Source organism: Shewanella inventionis, from assembly GCF_019931735.1.
Lineage (GTDB): Bacteria > Pseudomonadota > Gammaproteobacteria > Enterobacterales > Shewanellaceae > Shewanella > Shewanella inventionis.
Genome location: NZ_CP082926.1, coordinates 3847888 through 3864568, shown reverse-complemented (window position 1 = coordinate 3864568; position 16681 = coordinate 3847888). Strand labels below are relative to the sequence as shown.

The following is a 16681-nucleotide window of genomic DNA, read 5'->3' as shown; positions in this document are numbered from 1 at the left end:
CTTCAAGTCTTTTTAAGAAGAAGTGATTAGCCTAAACGATCAAGAACAGCTTGGGTAAAGTCAGTAGTGCCGTAAGTACCACCTAAATCGCGAGTCGTACGATCACCTTCTTCAATCACTGCAGAAACGGCATCGCGTATCATGACCGCTTTATCAGACATACCTAAATACTCAAGCATTTGAATCGATGCCAAAATAACTGACGTTGGGTTAGCAAGGTTTTTACCTGCTATGTCTGGAGCACTGCCGTGGACAGCTTCAAAAATAGCAGCATCACGACCAATGTTAGCGCCAGGTGCCATGCCTAAACCACCTACGAGACCTGCGCATAAGTCTGATAAGATGTCACCAAATAGGTTCGTAGTTACAATTACATCAAAATTTTCAGGGTTCATGACTAATTTCATGCAGGTTGCATCAACAATCATTTCTTCAGTTGTAATGTCAGGGTAACGTAGGCTCACTTCACGCGCGACTTTCAAGAATAAACCTGAAGTCGACTTCATGATGTTCGCTTTATGAACGATAGTGACTTTTTTACGGTTTTCTTTACGCGCTAGCTCGTAAGCAAATGTGGTAATTTGCTCAGCGCCTTGGCGTGTAATAATACTGGTTGCTTCAGCTGTTTGACCGTCATCAGATACTTTTTGGCCCAACCCAGAATACATACCTTCAGTGTTTTCACGAACCGTAATGATATCGATGTTTTCGTAACGTGCTTGAGTGCCTTTAAAAGAATTAACTGGGCGGACGTTAGCATATAAGCTGAATTTTTTACGAAGGCTTACATTGATTGAAGTAAAGCCTTCACCCACAGGCGTTGTTAATGGACCTTTTAAGGTGATACGGTTTTTTTCGATAAGGTCCAGTGTACGTTGTGGTAATAGTTCACCGTGTTTTTCTAGTGCGGTTAGCCCGGCATCTGCGAATTCATATTCAAAGTCACATCCTGCCTTGTCGAGGATTTTTAAGGCTGAATCGATAATGCTAGGTCCAATCCCATCACCAGGGATTACGGTAATTGTACGTTTTGACATGAATAGTCCTTTCCACGATTGTGGTTACAGCAAGTGTTGAACCGCATTATTGCTACGGTCAGACGACGATAAAATCCGTCGTTTTTCTGCGGCGTATTTTAACGACTTTTAACGTTTATTTACAGAAAATAGTGAGTATTATCACATAATTTTCGTTATTTTTAAGTCAATCCTAATCTGTTTGTTTTACTATGAACTATCAATCAGTTCGATTTGGATTTTTCTAAGAAAGACTGTGGCTATTGGTGACCAGAGCCAGATGTTGACCACGGATAGCTTATTCGCTAAGGCGTTTTTATATAGACGACTTTGGTCGAATGATCATCGATTTAATGGCGCTGCTTGTCAGCCATTGAAAAAACAGACCATCCAACATGATAATAATTAGAGGAAACTGTGAAGGTATTTAATTTAATTCCACTGGCAATATGCCTGTCTTTTAGTGCTTCAAGCGTTGCGGCGCCGCGGGCATTAACCATTGACGATATAATGAAGTTTGAAACTCTGCAACAGCCTATTGTGTCAGATAATGGCAATGTTATCGCGGTGCAAGCTATGCCAGACCGCGGTGATAGCCGTGCATTAGTGCGCTTTAGTAATAGTAATAAGCAATATCAAATTGAGCATGGTAGCAATGTTAAAGTGAGCACCGACGGTCGCTTTGTACTTGCGAATATTGAAGCGTCTTTGTTTGAACGTGAAACAGAAAAAAGTGACGATTTACCTCACTCTGTGGTGCTTTTAGCGACTGACACCGGCAACCAGCAACAGTTTGATAATGTCGATACTGCCATATTTAGTGAAGATGGTGCTTATTTGTTATTGAAGTACAAACCCGCCGATGCTAGCGACGATAATGCTGAAGTATCTACCGATAATTCGGATAAAAAGATCATTGCTGAAAAAGCTAAGAATGAACAAACTGAAGATGAAAAGCCTGCCGATAAAAAAGATGTAGGAACCTCTATTACATTGGTAAAGCTTGCAACTAATGAGCAGTTATCGCTAGACAACGTCACGCAATATACGTTTGATAAAGCCGGTAAGTACTTAGCAGTGTTACAAAATCAGCACCAACCAACATCACATAATCTAACCTTGGTTAAGCTTGACTCATTTACCCGTGAGAATGTGTTTAATAGCGATAACGAACAGCTTGAATCATTAGCCATCAGTCCTGATGGGCGTTTCGTTGCATTGACTAAAGGTAATGATTCTGTTGAGCGTTATGGACGAGAACATGAGCTGGTATTGTTTGATGTTAATAGCAAAAAACTGCGTACATATGCTAAAGATAATCGTTGGAGCTACAATCAGTATTCTAGTGTGCAGTTTTCTAAAGATAGCCAACGTTTATTTGTTGGCCGCGTGCCGAGTGTGGCTCAGCAAGCGGAACAAGCAAAATACAATAATGCTGATGATGTTGTTAATCCCGATGTTATTACTGCACAAAAGCAGTTGAGAGTATGGCATGGAGACGATGCTAAAATTAAACCACAAGAAGTGAAAGAGTATGCAAAAGAGTTAAAGCGTACTTACCTTGCGGTTTTGCATTTAGATACAAACAAAATGGTGCAATTAGCTGATCAGGATATACCCGATGTCACTTATGGTGAACAAACTGATTATCTGTTAGCAAGCACAGATGTACCGTATCAAAAAATGATTACTTGGGCTGGTTTTTACCGTGATGTGTACTTGGTTAATCTGAGGACTGGCAACAAACAGCAAATATTGGTACAGCAACCGAGTGACGCTATGCCAACGTTGTCGCCAAATGCTAAATATCTGGCTTATTACCAACAGGGCAATGTGTATTTACGCGATATTTTGTCTGGTCGTAACGTTAATCTAACACAGAACATCAGCAGCCCATTTGCCGACGAGGACCATGATTATCCCAGCGAAGCTCCTGGATACGGTTTTGGCCCTTGGTTATCCGACGATAGTGGTGTGACTTTCTACGATAAATTCGATATGTGGCAATTTGATACATCGTCACATAAAGGTTTTATGTTAACCAACGGTGAAGGACGAAAGAATAACACGCAATTTAGAGTCGTGGGTTTAGTCAAAAAGAAGCGACTACCAGCAACGGTAACTCAGGGTCAACAACTGTTGTTACAAGGTTACAGCCATACAACCAAAGCCGATACCTTTTATGCTGCGACAGTGGGTAACCAAGGTGTCGCAGCTATGACTACTGGCGACAGTAAATTAACTTTATTAGCCCGCGCGAACGATGCCAATACAGTTGTTTTCTCTAAACAACGCTATGACTTGTATCCTGATTTGTACAGTGCTGATGTTAACAATGTACAAAATGCCAAACAACTCACTACGCTTGATGCGCAACGTAATGATTTTGCCTGGGGCAATGCCGAGCTTGTGCATTGGCGTGATGGCGATGGGGTAAAAATGGATGGGGTATTAATTAAGCCGACCAATTACCAAGCGGGTAAAGCGTATCCAACCATGGTGTACTTTTACCGTTTTATGAGCGATAGGTTACATGCTTTCCCCGATATGAAGCTGAATCATCGTCCTAATTTTGCTTGGTATGCCGATAATGGTTATGCCATCTTTTTGCCCGATATTCGTTTTGAAATTGGCTATCCTGGTATTTCGTCTGTTAAAGCATTAACTGCTGGTGTGCAAAAACTCATTGAGATGGGCGTGACAGATCCCGATGCAGTAGGGATACAGGGCCACTCATGGGGCGGTTATCAAAGTGCATATGCTGTGACTCAAACCAATATATTTAAGGCAGTGGTCACTGGCGCTCCAGTGTCAAACATGACCAGTGCTTATAGCGGTATTCGTCATGGTTCTGGCTTGGCTCGTCAATTTCAATACGAAACCGGTCAAAGCCGCATTGGAGCAAGCTTATTTGCAGCACCGCAAAAGTACATTGAAAACTCGCCTATCTTTTATGCTGATCGCATTCAAACGCCGATGATGATTATGTTTGGTGATAAAGATGATGCTGTGCCTTGGGAGCAAGGTGTGGAATTGTATTTAGCGATGCGCCGTGCGGGCAAAGATGTGGTGTTTTTGCAATATCAAGACGAACCACATCATTTGAAAAAATACCCAAATAAATTGGATTACAGTATTAAAATGAAACAATACTTTGACCATTATTTAAAAGGTGAGCCTGCACCGCAATGGCTATCTCAAGGTGAAGCTTACCAAGAGTATAAAAAAGTTGACTAACCCACTATTTGACTAAAGCCTTACAGTTTCAAAACGCCTCAGTATCAATGATACTGAGGCGTTTTTTTTGTTGTCTCTGGGAATGTGAAATACAAATTAATCAGCGTTCTTGGCCCTAAATTGTTTTAAGTTCACATTGAGTGGAATATCGGTTTGCAGTTGGGCAAGCTTGTAACTAATCCGTGCCATTTCTTTCCCTTCAGCAAGCTTTTGCGCCTGTTTAGCGCCTAGGTTATCAAGCGAGCGATATAAGTTAGCAAGGGTTCTAAATTTATTGAGTAAGTCAGCTGCCGATTTTGGCCCTATACCGGTAATTCCAGGGATTTTATTACCGCTGTCTCCAGCAAGCGCGATAAAATCAAGGAGCTGATATTGTTCAACCCCAAGTTTTTTTTCGTATTGTTTGATATCAAACGTTTGTTGATTAAAGTGATCCCATAAGGTTAGGTTTTTGGTGGGTAACTGGCTAAAGCCTTTGTCGGTCGAAACGATAACGACTTCACCTTTGTTGCTTATCACTTTGGTCGCAATCGTGGCAATAACATCGTCTGCCTCTGATTGTGCATCAAATGAATGAATATCATTGTCTGCTAATGTCGTTTTGATTTTTGCTAGCCCTTCGCTTAACGCTGTGGGCATTGGCTTACGTCCTTTTTTATAATCTTCGTACAATACCTTACGCCAGGATGTCTCATTACCATCCCACACGACGATTACGTGAGTGGGTTGATGTTGCAGCAACATCTTTTGCGATGCAGCCAGAGTGCGTTGCTGCACGCTGGTTATGTCGTTTTCATCTGGTAGCGCTGCGTGAATACGGCGCACAAGGTTTAATCCATCAATAATCAGCAGTTTATTCATTAGTTTTTATTATCTTGTAGCAGGGCACATACGCGCTACCTGGTAATTTCATCCGTTGTTGTTTTACAAATGCCGTTAACAGGTTATCCATCATGTGCATGAGTTGCACATCACCTTGTATGTTAAAAGGCCCGTGTTGTTGGATAAGTTTAATCGTGTCACTTTTAACATTACCCGCAACAATGCCCGAAAATGCTTTGCGTAAATTAGCGGCAAGTTCTGCTTTGTTGTCTTGAAAGTATAAGTTTAAATTTGCCATAACTTCATGGGTTGGATCAAAGGGTAATTGAAATTCAGGCTCTATTTTTAGTGACCATTGATATTGATACGCGTCACCTTTATTTTTACGATAGTTTTTAACCTCAGTCATTCCTTGTTTCATTATTTGGCCAACTTGCACTGGGTCGTCAATAATGATCTGATATTTACTTTGGGCTTCTGCACCGAGTGTTGCACCAATAAAAGCATCTATTTCTGTAAAGTATTCTGCGCTTTCAGCAGGGCCAGTTAATATTAGTGGAAATGGGCTATTGCAGTTATCTTTGTGCAATAAAATACCTAAAAAGTACAGCAGTTCTTCTGCAGTGCCTGCACCACCTGGAAATATCACGATACCATGTCCTAGTCGAACAAAGGCCTCGAGTCGTTTCTCAATATCCGGTAAAATTACCAGTTCATTCACAATCTGGTTTGGTGGTTCCGCTGCGATAATACTGGGCTCGGTTAAGCCGATGTAACGTGCATTATGTACCCGTTGTTTTGCATGGCCAATAGTGGCTCCTTTCATCGGCCCTTCCATTGCTCCTGGACCGCAACCTGTGCAGATATCTAGACCTCGAAGCCCTAATTGATAACCTACATCGCGTGTGTATTGATACTCGACAGGATTAATACTATGACCACCCCAGCACACAACAACATTGGGATCTTTCATTGGCGATATGGCTTGAGCATTACGTAAAATATCAAACACCACATTGGTAATGTGACTCGCATTGGTCAAATCAATGTGTTTTAAATTATCGTATTTATTGCTGATGTAGATAATGTCTCGCAATACTGCGAATAAGTGCTCTTGAATACCAACAATAATTTCGCCGTCGACAAATGCTTGGGTGGGCGGATTAATTAATTCGATTTGAATGCCGCGTTCACGCTGCAAAATATTGACATTGAAAGATTCGTAGCGGGTAAATAACTCTTCTGAACTGTCGCTGATTAAACCTGAGGCGAGCACAGCAAGTGAGCAATTGCGGTATAATTGATAAAGGTCGCTTTTGGCGCCTTGTCTAAGGCGTTCTACTTCTAATTGAGAAAGTTGATCTAGACTACCACGTGGACTAATTTTTACGATCATAAGCAACTCCTTTGGACTCGAATACTTGTTATTGAGTCCAAAGAACATTGTTTGGCAATGGACTAGATATCAATAACGACCCGGTCTCTGCCGTTGTTTTTTGCTTGGTATAATGCTGCGTCTGCTCTTTCGAATGCTTCTTCGAGCGTCTCATTTTCCATTACCTGTGCAGCACCTATAGATAATGTAACTGTAATTCTCTGATTTTTAAACTTAAATGGAATGTTTTTAATCTTTTCTCTAACTCGGTTAAGCATCAGTGAGATGTGTTCATCTGTAATGCCTGGTAATAACAAGACAAACTCTTCACCACCATAACGTGCCACAAATTCACTGTCACGCAATGAGTTTTTAAGTGCCATAGCAATCACTTGTAAGGTTTTATCGCCGCTACTATGGCCAAAGTTATCATTAACGGCTTTAAAGTGGTCGATATCTGTTACGGCAATCCATAATGGCGTTTTAAAGCGAACATGGTTACGGTATTCCTGTTCCATTCGGTCTTCTAAGGCTGTGCGGTTTGACAGCTGAGTAAGCGGATCTAATAGATTCAGTTTTTGGTGTTCGAATAGCTTTTCTTTGTAAGTGTTTGCTTCGTTACTCATTGCGTTCAGCTCTTTACGCATAGAGTCTATCGATTTGCGTAAAATAGTTTGCTCACGCTGCTCGAGTGCTTCTTTGCGAGAGAGTGCATCACGCAGAGAAGATAATTGTACGGTAAGCTGAGTTTTCAGTTCAATAATATTATCAAGATCAACCACTAATGAGTCAGCATTATTCACACGTAAGTTAATTTCTTTGTTTAATTGACCTTTTAATTGTTCGCTGCGCTGGCTGTTATTATAAGTACTGTTAACCACGTCTCGGACGATACTTAGCGCATCATTTAAGGCGAATAAGAAGTCTTGTGATGCTGTTTTTTCACGAGCAATATTGTCTAGCAGTAGACTTAAGATGGTTTGGTATGCGTCAAGTAAACCATTAACATGAATATCGCCGAGTAATACTTCTTTAATTACGAGTATTTGATCTCGTTGATCTTTTCTGAACTCAACCTCTGCTATTTTTGCTGCCAGTTCTCTTGCCAGTTGTATGTGTTGCGGCAAAATATCGTAGTTGTCAGTGCCAGAAATTTCCTGCTTCAAAATCTCTTCATAAAAAAAGATGAGTTTTTCAACCTTAGGAATGTATTCCCATACAGTATGAAAAGGCTTGCTTAGATCTTGTTTAAAGTAAGTGATTTCTTTTTTGAGTTTATCTGGTGCTGAGTTGATGCGTTGAATTTGACGAATAACACGTGTCAGGCCGAGACGACTGTCCTCTAAGCGTGACATAGTATGGCTGTATTGTGATTTAAGTAGGCGCTCTATATCAACCAATTCAGGAAGGGCTTCATCAATTTGCTCAAAATTTTGCATATGATGACGCAACTTAGCCAGCTTATTGTCTAACTCTAAGTTTTGTCCTTTGCAAGTAAGGCTTAAATGGCTAATAAACTGGATCAGCGTTTTTAATTTGTCATTGCGATCAGTATTAATCTCATCCAGTGCAAGTTTCGCTGCATGAAGCTTTTGCTTCATTAATGTTATTTGTGAAATAGCGGTATCAGACTCTTTCATTATTACTTTGCCTACTATTAATTAGATAGCAATAAACTATCTAGTGCCACAATCCTAGTGCTAAGGATGATCTCTTAGTCCGTATATTATAGATGTTATCTCATTAATGTTGTGCAACAAATCTAATTGCTAATAAAGATTCGTAATTAGAACATAACTGCTAGTTTATTAGGCAATTAGCTTTTTGGCCAATTGATATCTAAAGTATTTCGGTTGCTTTCAGCTCGAATGATGCCTCTATTCAACGCTTGAGTTAGATTTAAATATAGTGGTGGCATAAAAATAGCGGCTGGCGCGAAATTAAGCGGCCTTAATGAAACATAAGCGGGTTTCTCTTTAATATCGATGGCAGCCGCTAATGCGTACTGAAGTGTTTCGAAATGCAGTTGAGCACTGATGTTAACGTCAGGATTGCTTAACAAGGGTAAATTAATGTGGCCAATACTCGCTTTGTGTGCATCGTGTAAATGAGCAAAATGCGGGATATTAGGTTGTATGGTGTTTAATTTTTCAAGACACATGACTAATGCATCGTAAATATAGTCAGCATTACGTTGTTGATTAAAATAGCATGCCAGCTGCCCTGAGCGGATCATGAAGACTTCAGTGTTGAGATGTTGACTCATTTGTACAATCAACTTTTGCATTAATGCACGTGATTCAGTTAATCCGAGCTGTATATCAAGATTATTAAGTTCATCAATATTGATCAGTGCCAATGTTTGAGGTTCACTCGGGTCTAAGGTGTCTAACTTTTCAATAAATGCACGATATCCCGCTATTTGCGTCATAGGCTCGATATGGTTAATCACTTTAGCATTTAGGTATAAGGCGTTTTTAAGCGCCAATTTACGCCAAATAAAGATCACTACTGCGATAACAATACTTAAGCTAAAAGCCAATAAAATAATAATCAATTGATGGTGTTTGTTTTTTGTTGTTTGTTGCTCTAGCTTGTTGCTGAGCAGTGTTAATTCAAATTTTAACTTTTGTTCTGTGAGCTCTGAGTAGCTTTTATCGTCTTTTGTATCATCGTCATGGTTATTGGTTAATGTAATGATACTTTCCACAGTATCGATAGCCGCATTGAGTTCATTGGTTTTACGATATGCAGTTGATAAATAACCTAATGTTTCAATTTGGATATCAGTCTGTTTCAGCTTTTTAGCTAGTTCAAGTGTCTTTTTTGCGTGATCGATTGTTTCAGCCCATTGGCCTTGTTGTGCATTGATTTGGGTGAATAATAACTCGTTATGAACTAAGTAATGGTTAGTTTTTAGCGATCTAAAAATATCATTAGCACGCTGTAATGCATTAAGTGCGGCTGGAATATTATTGAGTTTAGCGTAAATGCCGCCAATGTTATGAAAGTTAATCCCTACGGCAATTACATTACCTACACGCTCGTTAACTTGTTGTGCATTTAAATAGTAATCTACCGCTTTACTCCATTTCTCTTGTCCTTCATATACCATTGCAATGACATTCAATGTTTCGGCAAGGTAGGTTTCAAAGCCTAATTGCTGCTGAATTTCAGCGGCTCCATGGGCATATTTTAAGGCATCGTCCCATTGTTCTAAATCTCGATAAGTACGTGCTAAATTGATTAATGCTTGTGATTTTAACATAGGGTAATTAACCCCACTGGCTAACCTAAATGCTTCGCTAAAATGTTGCAGTGATTTTGCCTTGTCACCATTACGGTTGTAATATTTACCCAGCGCGGTTTCTGCTTCTGCGATGAAGTAGTCATTGTGAAGCTGATAAGCAATTTCTCGATAGCGATTGTAATGTGACAACGATGGAGCGGATTGGAGCAACATCATATGTAATCCACCTAAATGTTCGTGGATAATATATTTAAACAGTGTTGCTTGTAGGCTCATGTCAGTGTTGATTTTGTTTAACGCATCCATGTATTGCACAATAATCGGCTGATATTCTTTATTTTCGCGCGCCCTCAATCTCGCCTTTAGCATAATGACCATAGCTTCATCGAAGGCGTTAGAAGCAATTGCGTCAAGTTGCCCAATTAATAATTTTGCATCGTCGTATTTTGTCGGCGAGCTCAAATTGGTTTCAAGATTGACTCTAGCGAGCACTTCTAAATCTCGTTGTAACTCAATAGGTTCATAGCCTAAATCGTTAGCAATTTTACTAAACTCTTCTTTATTGGTGAACTGTAACGGAAATTCAGTCGACTTTGAGAGTTTAATTAATAGCTTATTGGGGTTTTCTTTAAATTCAATTTCTTGTTGTTCAAGATCTTTAGCGTCCGCGACTGAGCTGAGAAATAGTGAAATGAATAAGACAAGGTGAGCGAGTCGCAGCATAGCAATTAAACCTTTTAATGTGTTTCTTAAATTAACGCTGTTCGGGCGGTAACGGTATACAAATCCCATTTTGTTTATCGACTCTCTAATGCTTTTTGTAATGAGTCGTTAATGGGCACTTTGTAAATAAGCGTAGCTTGTTATAATTGTTCGTAATTTAAAATAAAAACATCTCGAATCATACCAGAAGGAACCTAGAGTGAAACCTACTAATCTTGCCTTTTTAATTTCAAGCGCCTTTTTTTCAATGTGTTTTTCGACTCAGTTGATGGCTGATGTTGATTACCATATTGATATCAATCAGCCTGTTCATCATTTAGCGCAAGTTAGCGTTTCATTTCCTAAAACAGAGGCTACACAATTTAAGGTCAACCTCCCTGTGTGGCGAACAGGACGATATCAAGTACTCCCCGTTGCGGATGGTGTTAGGTTGTTTGAGGCCACTGACGCTAAAGGGCGGGCATTACCCTGGGAGCGAACAGCCAGTGGCGAGTGGACAATCAGTTTAACTGAACCAACCGCTGTTAACGTGACATATCAGCTACATGCTAATCAATTAGCTGATCGTTTGCGCCATATTGATGACAGCCATGCCTATTTAGATGCCAGTGGTGTGTTTATGTAAGGGCTATCCATTTAGCGCCACCAGTGTCAATATGTAGTAATGAAAACTTCATCGTATTTATTAAAAGCTGGCGTTGATTACCCTACAAGTTGGGACGAGTTTGTAGATTGGTTTCATGATGAACAATCTTGCATCAGCTACCTTTACGCACTTCGTTGGCCAAACGGATTCATTTGTCCAAGCTGTTCAAGCCATCAATCACCTTATCAGTTAAGTAATGGCAAGTTAAAATGTCATGCTTGTCGTTCTCAGTGTTCAGTAACATCAAGTACACTTTTTGACAAAACAAGAACCCCCATGAAAAGTTGGTTTGCTGCGGTCTGGTTTATTACAAATCAAAAAAATGGTGTCAGCGCTCTTGGAGTTCAAAGGCTATTAGGTCTTGGGAGTTATCAAACCGCTTGGTCATTAATGCACAAGTTAAGACATGCCATGGTTGATCCTGAAAGGGATAAGTTATCCGGCATCGTAGAGGTTGACGAAACACTAATAGGTGGCGTCGTTCCGCAATCATCTATTAAAAATCAACAGGGTAAGCGTAAGGCTGTAGTTTTGGTCGCTGTTGAGCTGCTATCACCCTCTGGATTTGGTCGGATACGTTTAAGGCAAGTGGAAAGTGCAACTAAAGAACATATCCATCAATTCATTCAAGATGTAATTGAACCTGGTAGTACAATTTGTAGTGATGGCTCTCAAGCATACAAACAAATAGACAAGAAAGGATATAAGCATAACCGAATAGTGCATTTAGGTTCATCTGTACCTGCACATGAAACAATGGCTGGGGTACATCGAGTCTCATCATTATGTAAAAGATGGCTTTTAGGTACATATCAAGGCGCGGTAAAGGCTAAGCAACTTGATTATTATTTAGATGAGTTTACATTTCGCTTCAACAGAAGAAAGTCAGATTCTCGGGGATTATTATTCTACAGGCTGCTTGAACAAGCAGTGCGTTCTAAGCCGATAACGTACCAATCAATTAAAGATCGATAACCACAATATATAGTGGTTGGTTGTGCTAAGTGGATAGCCCTTGTTTATGTACAGCCCAGAATTTCGCCAACAACCTATTTCAGTCGATATGAAAGTGCCTAATGGCTGGAAGAGTTTTTCTGGTATGGAAAAAGGCCGTCATCCTCATTCATTTATTGCAGCCAACTATGATGTATTGCTTGATTCGCCAATCGAGACAGGCATTAATCAACATTTTAGTTTTGACGCTGATGGACGTGAGTACGAGGTCGTTTTTTGGGGCGAGGGTAATTACGATACGGAGCAAATTTTAATAGATTTGCGCAAAATTAGTGGCCAGGCGTCAATGATTTGGGATGATTATCCATTTGAACGGTATGTCTATATGGTGCATGCCACAAGCGGCGCCACAGGTGCTACCGAGCACCTTAATTCTACCGTGATTCAGTTACCAAGGTTTAATTTTAGGGAACGAAAAGATTATTTACGCTTTATTAGCACGGCCTCGCATGAGTTTATTCATACATGGAATGTAAAGTCTTATCGTCCACAAGGGTTAGTTCCTTATGATTATCAGTCTGAAAACATGAGTGATTTACTGTGGGTTGCTGAAGGCTCGACAAGTTATTTTCAAAATCAGCTGTTACTTCGAGCAGGTGTGATTACTCCGAAAGAGTTTTTTGAAGATTTAAGCCAACGTATTGTGCTCAATCAAGATAATCCCGGTCGAGACACGCAATCGGTCGCTGAAGCAAGTTTAGGCCAGAGGATCAGCACCTGGGGGGATTATGCAATTAACCACAGTGTAAATATTTATTCTGAGGGCTACCTTGCATCAATGGCATTAGATTTTAGCGTGATCAAAGACAGCGATTTACGTCATTCTTATCGGGATGTGCATAAGGCTTTATATCAGAATTTTAAAATTCCGATGGGGTATCATGTCGCCGACGTACAACAGATTTTAACGACCCTCACAGGGAAAGATTATCAAGCTTGGTGGCAGGAGTTTGTGGAGCAACCTGTTCGTGTAGACTTTGATAACTTATTGGCTCAAGCCGGTTTGGTCACAACTTATGGTGACAAACCCAAAACCCAGGTTGAAACAGGTATGGGATTATCTGGTTTGCATGCCGATTTAGTGCTTGCGACGGTGGCTAAGAACAGCCCAGCATGGAACGCGGGGATAACGGCTGGTGATGAGTTAGTTGCTGTCAATGGTTTGAAAATAACCGCTGATGCTTTTGCTAAACGCTTTGATGACTTTACCCCAGGAGATAAGATTTCGGTAACCGTTTTTAGTAATGATCGCTTAAAAGAAGTGATTATGGTGTTAGGCGAGCAGCCCAAAGGAACATTAGCCATTAAGCCACTAGAGCAGGTGACTGGCAAACAAAAAGCCTTTTTTAAATCATGGCTTGGTATTGATTGGCCATTTGATGACGACGGTGAGTGGTTAACAATTAACGAAGACGTTTAACTTTAAAAAAGCCCTGAAATATCATAATGCCGCTCGCTTAACAGTGAGCGGCTCTTTTCTTATAGGGGTAACGTGGTGCTTTATATAGCACTTGTCTTGGAAATGGTTTTCGCTTTCTTTTTTTTGGTAGGATTAATCGCTTTCCATTCTCCCTAAGGTTTTGCAGCTTTTTAGGGATCGTTCCAGGTGTCCGTCCTGAGCACCATAGGAACTCATCTTGAATGAGTCTTAATGCATTGATAAAGCTTATTCTTAATGGCTCTACGTCATGAGATTCTGCCATCCTTTTCATTTCTAATCGAACTAGGTTATAAGAAATTAAGATTCCCCATAGTTCTTGATAAATACCTTCGACTTTTTGGCTTCTAAGAATGGCTTGATTATTCAGTTGACCTTGCTTGAGTTCACCATAACTCTGCTCTATTTCCCAGCGTTCCCAATAAACGTTAATGATATCTTTCAATGGGTAGGTAATCGGGCATTCTAGTGAGGTTATAAACCCTTTGATTTCTCCTTTAGGCACAGGAATAAGCACCAAACGAGCTTGCCAACTATCCCTAAGGTGAGGATATTTTCTTTTTGCATCAGGTGACACAGGCATTTTTATCAGTTTATCGTGCTCTGAGTATTCTTCTAAAACTTCGTACCTAAATTTGCTTTTTATTGGTGTGAGCCAGTGAGTATTCGCTCCTGCTCCACGCCATGATTCAAAAAGCTCTGCAGACATGAAACCACGGTCAAAAAGAGTCAAAGAATTATCTGGGGCTGAGCCTACAAGTTGTTGAGCATAAGATATTTCACTGTTTGTTATGGGGCCGAAGGCGGCATCAGAAATGAGGTGCGTTCGTGTTGACATGAGCGTCACAGCAAGGACCGAGGGGAATGTTGATTTACCTCTGGCGTAGCCTAACTTTTTATTATCTTCAGTTTCTGGCGTTTTAAATTGAGTGCCATCAACGCTAAGAAGCTTAAGACCGCAGACTGAGTCTGACTGTCCTTCAGCTTCCCAGTGAGTTGCCGTGGTGTGAAATAGGTACCGCAATGGTTCATAACCAATGCGCTGTCTAGCTTTAACAATGCTGCTCGTGGCTAAGGGGGGCAAATCGCCTTTTGAATCAGGAAAAGCCAATTCCAATTTATCGCAAACATCGCTAATAGAACGATTACGCATCAAACCAATCCCAAGTACCAACCAAACGGCTTGTTCAGCAGGGAATCTTCTCTTTCTGACGGCGGCACGGCCTGTTTGATTAACGGCTTCCGATACCCATTCGATAGGGATATTTTTGCGAAATGAGTCGATTGACTCTGGAAAATGCAATTCAGCAGTCGCTTGTAACTCTAAAGAAAATTCAGACATAAAAAATCGGCCTCAGAAATAAATCTAAGACCGATTATGAAGCCTAGAAAAGATCGTTCAAGTCGCTTAAACGATCGGCATTACTGAAATATCAGGGCTTTTTGTTATTTTAATTAAGCGGGTGGGGCAGTTTCAACAAAAAATGGTTCGCGTTCTAGTGCCGCTAAAAACAATTTCAATTTTGGATAACGGTCTATATTGATGCGTTGGCGAAATACAGCCCAACTTAAGTAACATGCTAAACGCAGTTGAACATCATTAAAGGGCCCATGTAATGGCAAGTTGAGTTGCTCTAACTCGCCTAAGATGGATTCAACACGTTGTGCCTGCCTAAGTGTGTAATCAAAGCGTTCAATGTCGACACCATCGCGAGCCAAGAAAAATAAATTAATGGTGCTATCTAGCGCGGTATTGATCATGCAATATTGATCAAACTCAACCGCGCTGTCGATAAAAGGTTTGGCGGATTTTTGACGAATATAACGTAATATGGCACTAGAATCGGTAAGTGTTAGCTCGCCATCTTGTAAAAACGGTACCCGTTTTGTGGGCGACATTGTGGCACTTGCAGCTTGATCGGTTTCGATAAATTCATAATCTAGTGTCGATTCTAATAACGCAATACGACAATGGCGAACAAAAGGTGAGGTATAACTTCCGTATAGTTTCATATTATGTCCTTGTTAAGTTTATACGCTTTGCTCTAATGGACCCAATGCTTGGTTAAGTGCATTAATAAAGGCAACTAACTCGCTACCCATGAGGGCGAAATCGGCATCTAGGCGGGCAATAGGGTCTTCAGTTCCCACTTCATCATTACCTGCTCTAAATTCTTCTGAAAATTTAATGCGTTTGACACTGGCATCTGATTGCATCAAAAAGGCAATCGATTGGCCAAAGTGCAGTGCCAACTTATGTACCTGCTTACCCGTAGCGATATGCGCCAGTACCTCATCTTCTTGAAGAACTTGTTGTTTAAAGCGCACTATGCCGCCTTCATCTGAATCTGACTTTAATTCAGCTTCATCTTGCATTTCAAAAGGGGCTGGCGCTTCTCCTGCTTGTAACCATTGGGTCAGTGTGGCTTCAATTGGGGTAGCAAAACTCAATGGAATGACGGGTAAACTGCCAAGCGCTTTACGAAGTAACGCTAATAACTCTTCAGCTTTAGTGGCACTTGAACTGTCGACTAAAATCATCTCTAGCTCAGGCATGATAAGAGCATGAGTTTGGCTGCGACGAGAAAAAGCACGCGGCAACAATGTGGTGGTGATTTCGTCTTTAATATTGTCTTTTTCTTTTTTAGTGACTTTACGGTTTTCTTGCGCTTCGATTTCAGCCACTTTTTCATCGAGTGCTTCTTTTATTACTTGGCCCGGGAGGATTTTTTCTTCTTTGGTTACACAGATTAAATGACGATTTTCTGCACTGTGTACCAGCGCATTGCCTTTTTTTCCTAACGCATATGAGAAACCAAACTTACTGATGTCTTGGCTAGAGCAAGGCGAAAAGGTGAAGTCCGATAATGCTGTTTCTAGTGTTTCGGTATCAGTTGTAAACGGTTTGTTGAAACGGTAGAGGGTGAGATTTTTAAACCACATAGAATGCTCTCATTAATTTACAGGATAAATTCAGTTACAGCAGTTTACGGGATAGATGCAAAGCGGTAAACCTACAAAAAAGCAGCATTTGCATGATGAGCCACTTGCTAAGAATGAGAATTCATCAAACTGTCATATTTAATATATCGCTACTCAAACCACTGTTGCAGCAGCATTTCGTGGGTTGAGGGTTCTTTTTGTGAGTTGAATATCAGTA

General features: G+C 40.5%; 10 protein-coding genes and 2 pseudogenes. 4 read left to right on the top strand and 8 right to left on the bottom strand.

Features of this window, described 5'->3' with window-relative positions; all coding sequences use genetic code 11:
- Positions 1–26: 26 nt before the first annotated feature.
- Complete coding sequence (locus tag K8B83_RS17245) at positions 27–1037, bottom strand: isocitrate dehydrogenase (RefSeq protein ID WP_188957855.1); 1011 nt, start codon at positions 1035–1037, stop codon at positions 27–29.
- Positions 1038–1433: 396 nt separating this feature from the next.
- On the opposite strand from K8B83_RS17245, the gene K8B83_RS17240 reads away from it, so the two are divergent.
- The gene (locus K8B83_RS17240; RefSeq protein WP_223418424.1) at positions 1434–4253 is read left to right on the top strand and encodes a S9 family peptidase; all 2820 of its coding nucleotides are present in this window, start codon (positions 1434–1436) and stop codon (positions 4251–4253) included.
- A 96-nt stretch (positions 4254–4349) separates the two neighbouring features.
- Here the strand turns inward: K8B83_RS17240 and xni are convergent, their stop codons facing one another.
- The 4 genes from xni to K8B83_RS17220 all read right to left on the bottom strand — a co-directional run bounded on the left by xni (position 4350) and on the right by K8B83_RS17220 (position 10423).
- Positions 4350–5114 (bottom strand): flap endonuclease Xni, encoded by a 765-nt coding sequence (xni, locus tag K8B83_RS17235; protein WP_188957851.1) that lies wholly within the window; start codon positions 5112–5114, stop codon positions 4350–4352.
- Positions 5107–6471: a nucleotide 5'-monophosphate nucleosidase PpnN gene (ppnN, locus tag K8B83_RS17230; RefSeq protein WP_188957849.1), complete on the bottom strand. Its 1365-nt coding sequence runs from the start codon at positions 6469–6471 to the stop codon at positions 5107–5109. Before ppnN ends, xni begins: the two co-directional genes overlap by 8 nt.
- Positions 6472–6533: 62 nt before the next feature.
- The gene (locus K8B83_RS17225) at positions 6534–8090 is read right to left on the bottom strand and encodes a sensor domain-containing diguanylate cyclase (protein WP_223418422.1); all 1557 of its coding nucleotides are present in this window, start codon (positions 8088–8090) and stop codon (positions 6534–6536) included.
- Positions 8091–8266: 176 nt separating this feature from the next.
- Positions 8267–10423 (bottom strand): tetratricopeptide repeat protein, encoded by a 2157-nt coding sequence (locus K8B83_RS17220; protein WP_223418421.1) that lies wholly within the window; start codon positions 10421–10423, stop codon positions 8267–8269.
- 199 nt (positions 10424–10622) lie between these two features.
- On the opposite strand from K8B83_RS17220, the pseudogene K8B83_RS17215 reads away from it, so the two are divergent.
- The 3 genes and pseudogenes from K8B83_RS17215 to K8B83_RS17205 form a co-directional block, all read left to right on the top strand.
- Positions 10623–11045 (top strand): annotated as a pseudogene (locus K8B83_RS17215) (M61 family metallopeptidase); the annotation flags it as partial.
- A 42-nt stretch (positions 11046–11087) separates the two neighbouring features.
- Positions 11088–12044 (top strand): IS1595 family transposase, encoded by a 957-nt coding sequence (locus K8B83_RS17210; protein ID WP_188738175.1) that lies wholly within the window; start codon positions 11088–11090, stop codon positions 12042–12044.
- A gap of 40 nt (positions 12045–12084) precedes the next feature.
- Positions 12085–13503 (top strand): annotated as a pseudogene (locus K8B83_RS17205) (M61 family metallopeptidase); the annotation flags it as partial.
- 37 nt (positions 13504–13540) lie between these two features.
- On the opposite strand, the gene K8B83_RS17200 reads toward K8B83_RS17205, so the two are convergent.
- The 3 genes from K8B83_RS17200 to rdgC form a co-directional block, all read right to left on the bottom strand.
- Positions 13541–14863, bottom strand: a complete 1323-nt coding sequence (locus K8B83_RS17200) for an IS4 family transposase (protein WP_223417409.1) — start codon at positions 14861–14863, stop codon at positions 13541–13543.
- A 113-nt stretch (positions 14864–14976) separates the two neighbouring features.
- The gene (locus tag K8B83_RS17195) at positions 14977–15534 is read right to left on the bottom strand and encodes a glutathione S-transferase family protein (RefSeq protein WP_223418419.1); all 558 of its coding nucleotides are present in this window, start codon (positions 15532–15534) and stop codon (positions 14977–14979) included.
- An 18-nt stretch (positions 15535–15552) separates the two neighbouring features.
- The gene (gene rdgC / locus K8B83_RS17190) at positions 15553–16464 is read right to left on the bottom strand and encodes a recombination-associated protein RdgC (RefSeq protein WP_223418417.1); all 912 of its coding nucleotides are present in this window, start codon (positions 16462–16464) and stop codon (positions 15553–15555) included.
- Positions 16465–16681: the final 217 nt, after the last annotated feature.

Bases quoted from the DNA above. Each gene is read 5' to 3' on its own strand.
- K8B83_RS17245 (WP_188957855.1), bottom strand. From the start codon at position 1,037: ATGTCAAAACGTACAATTACCGTAATCCCTGGTGATGGGATTGGACCT.
- xni (WP_188957851.1), bottom strand. From the start codon at position 5,114: ATGAATAAACTGCTGATTATTGATGGATTAAACCTTGTGCGCCGTATT.
- ppnN (WP_188957849.1), bottom strand. From the start codon at position 6,471: ATGATCGTAAAAATTAGTCCACGTGGTAGTCTAGATCAACTTTCTCAA.
- K8B83_RS17225 (WP_223418422.1), bottom strand. From the start codon at position 8,090: ATGAAAGAGTCTGATACCGCTATTTCACAAATAACATTAATGAAGCAA.
- K8B83_RS17220 (WP_223418421.1), bottom strand. From the start codon at position 10,423: ATGCTGCGACTCGCTCACCTTGTCTTATTCATTTCACTATTTCTCAGC.
- K8B83_RS17210 (WP_188738175.1), top strand. From the start codon at position 11,088: ATGAAAACTTCATCGTATTTATTAAAAGCTGGCGTTGATTACCCTACA.
- K8B83_RS17200 (WP_223417409.1), bottom strand. From the start codon at position 14,863: ATGTCTGAATTTTCTTTAGAGTTACAAGCGACTGCTGAATTGCATTTT.
- K8B83_RS17195 (WP_223418419.1), bottom strand. From the start codon at position 15,534: ATGAAACTATACGGAAGTTATACCTCACCTTTTGTTCGCCATTGTCGT.
- rdgC (WP_223418417.1), bottom strand. From the start codon at position 16,464: ATGTGGTTTAAAAATCTCACCCTCTACCGTTTCAACAAACCGTTTACA.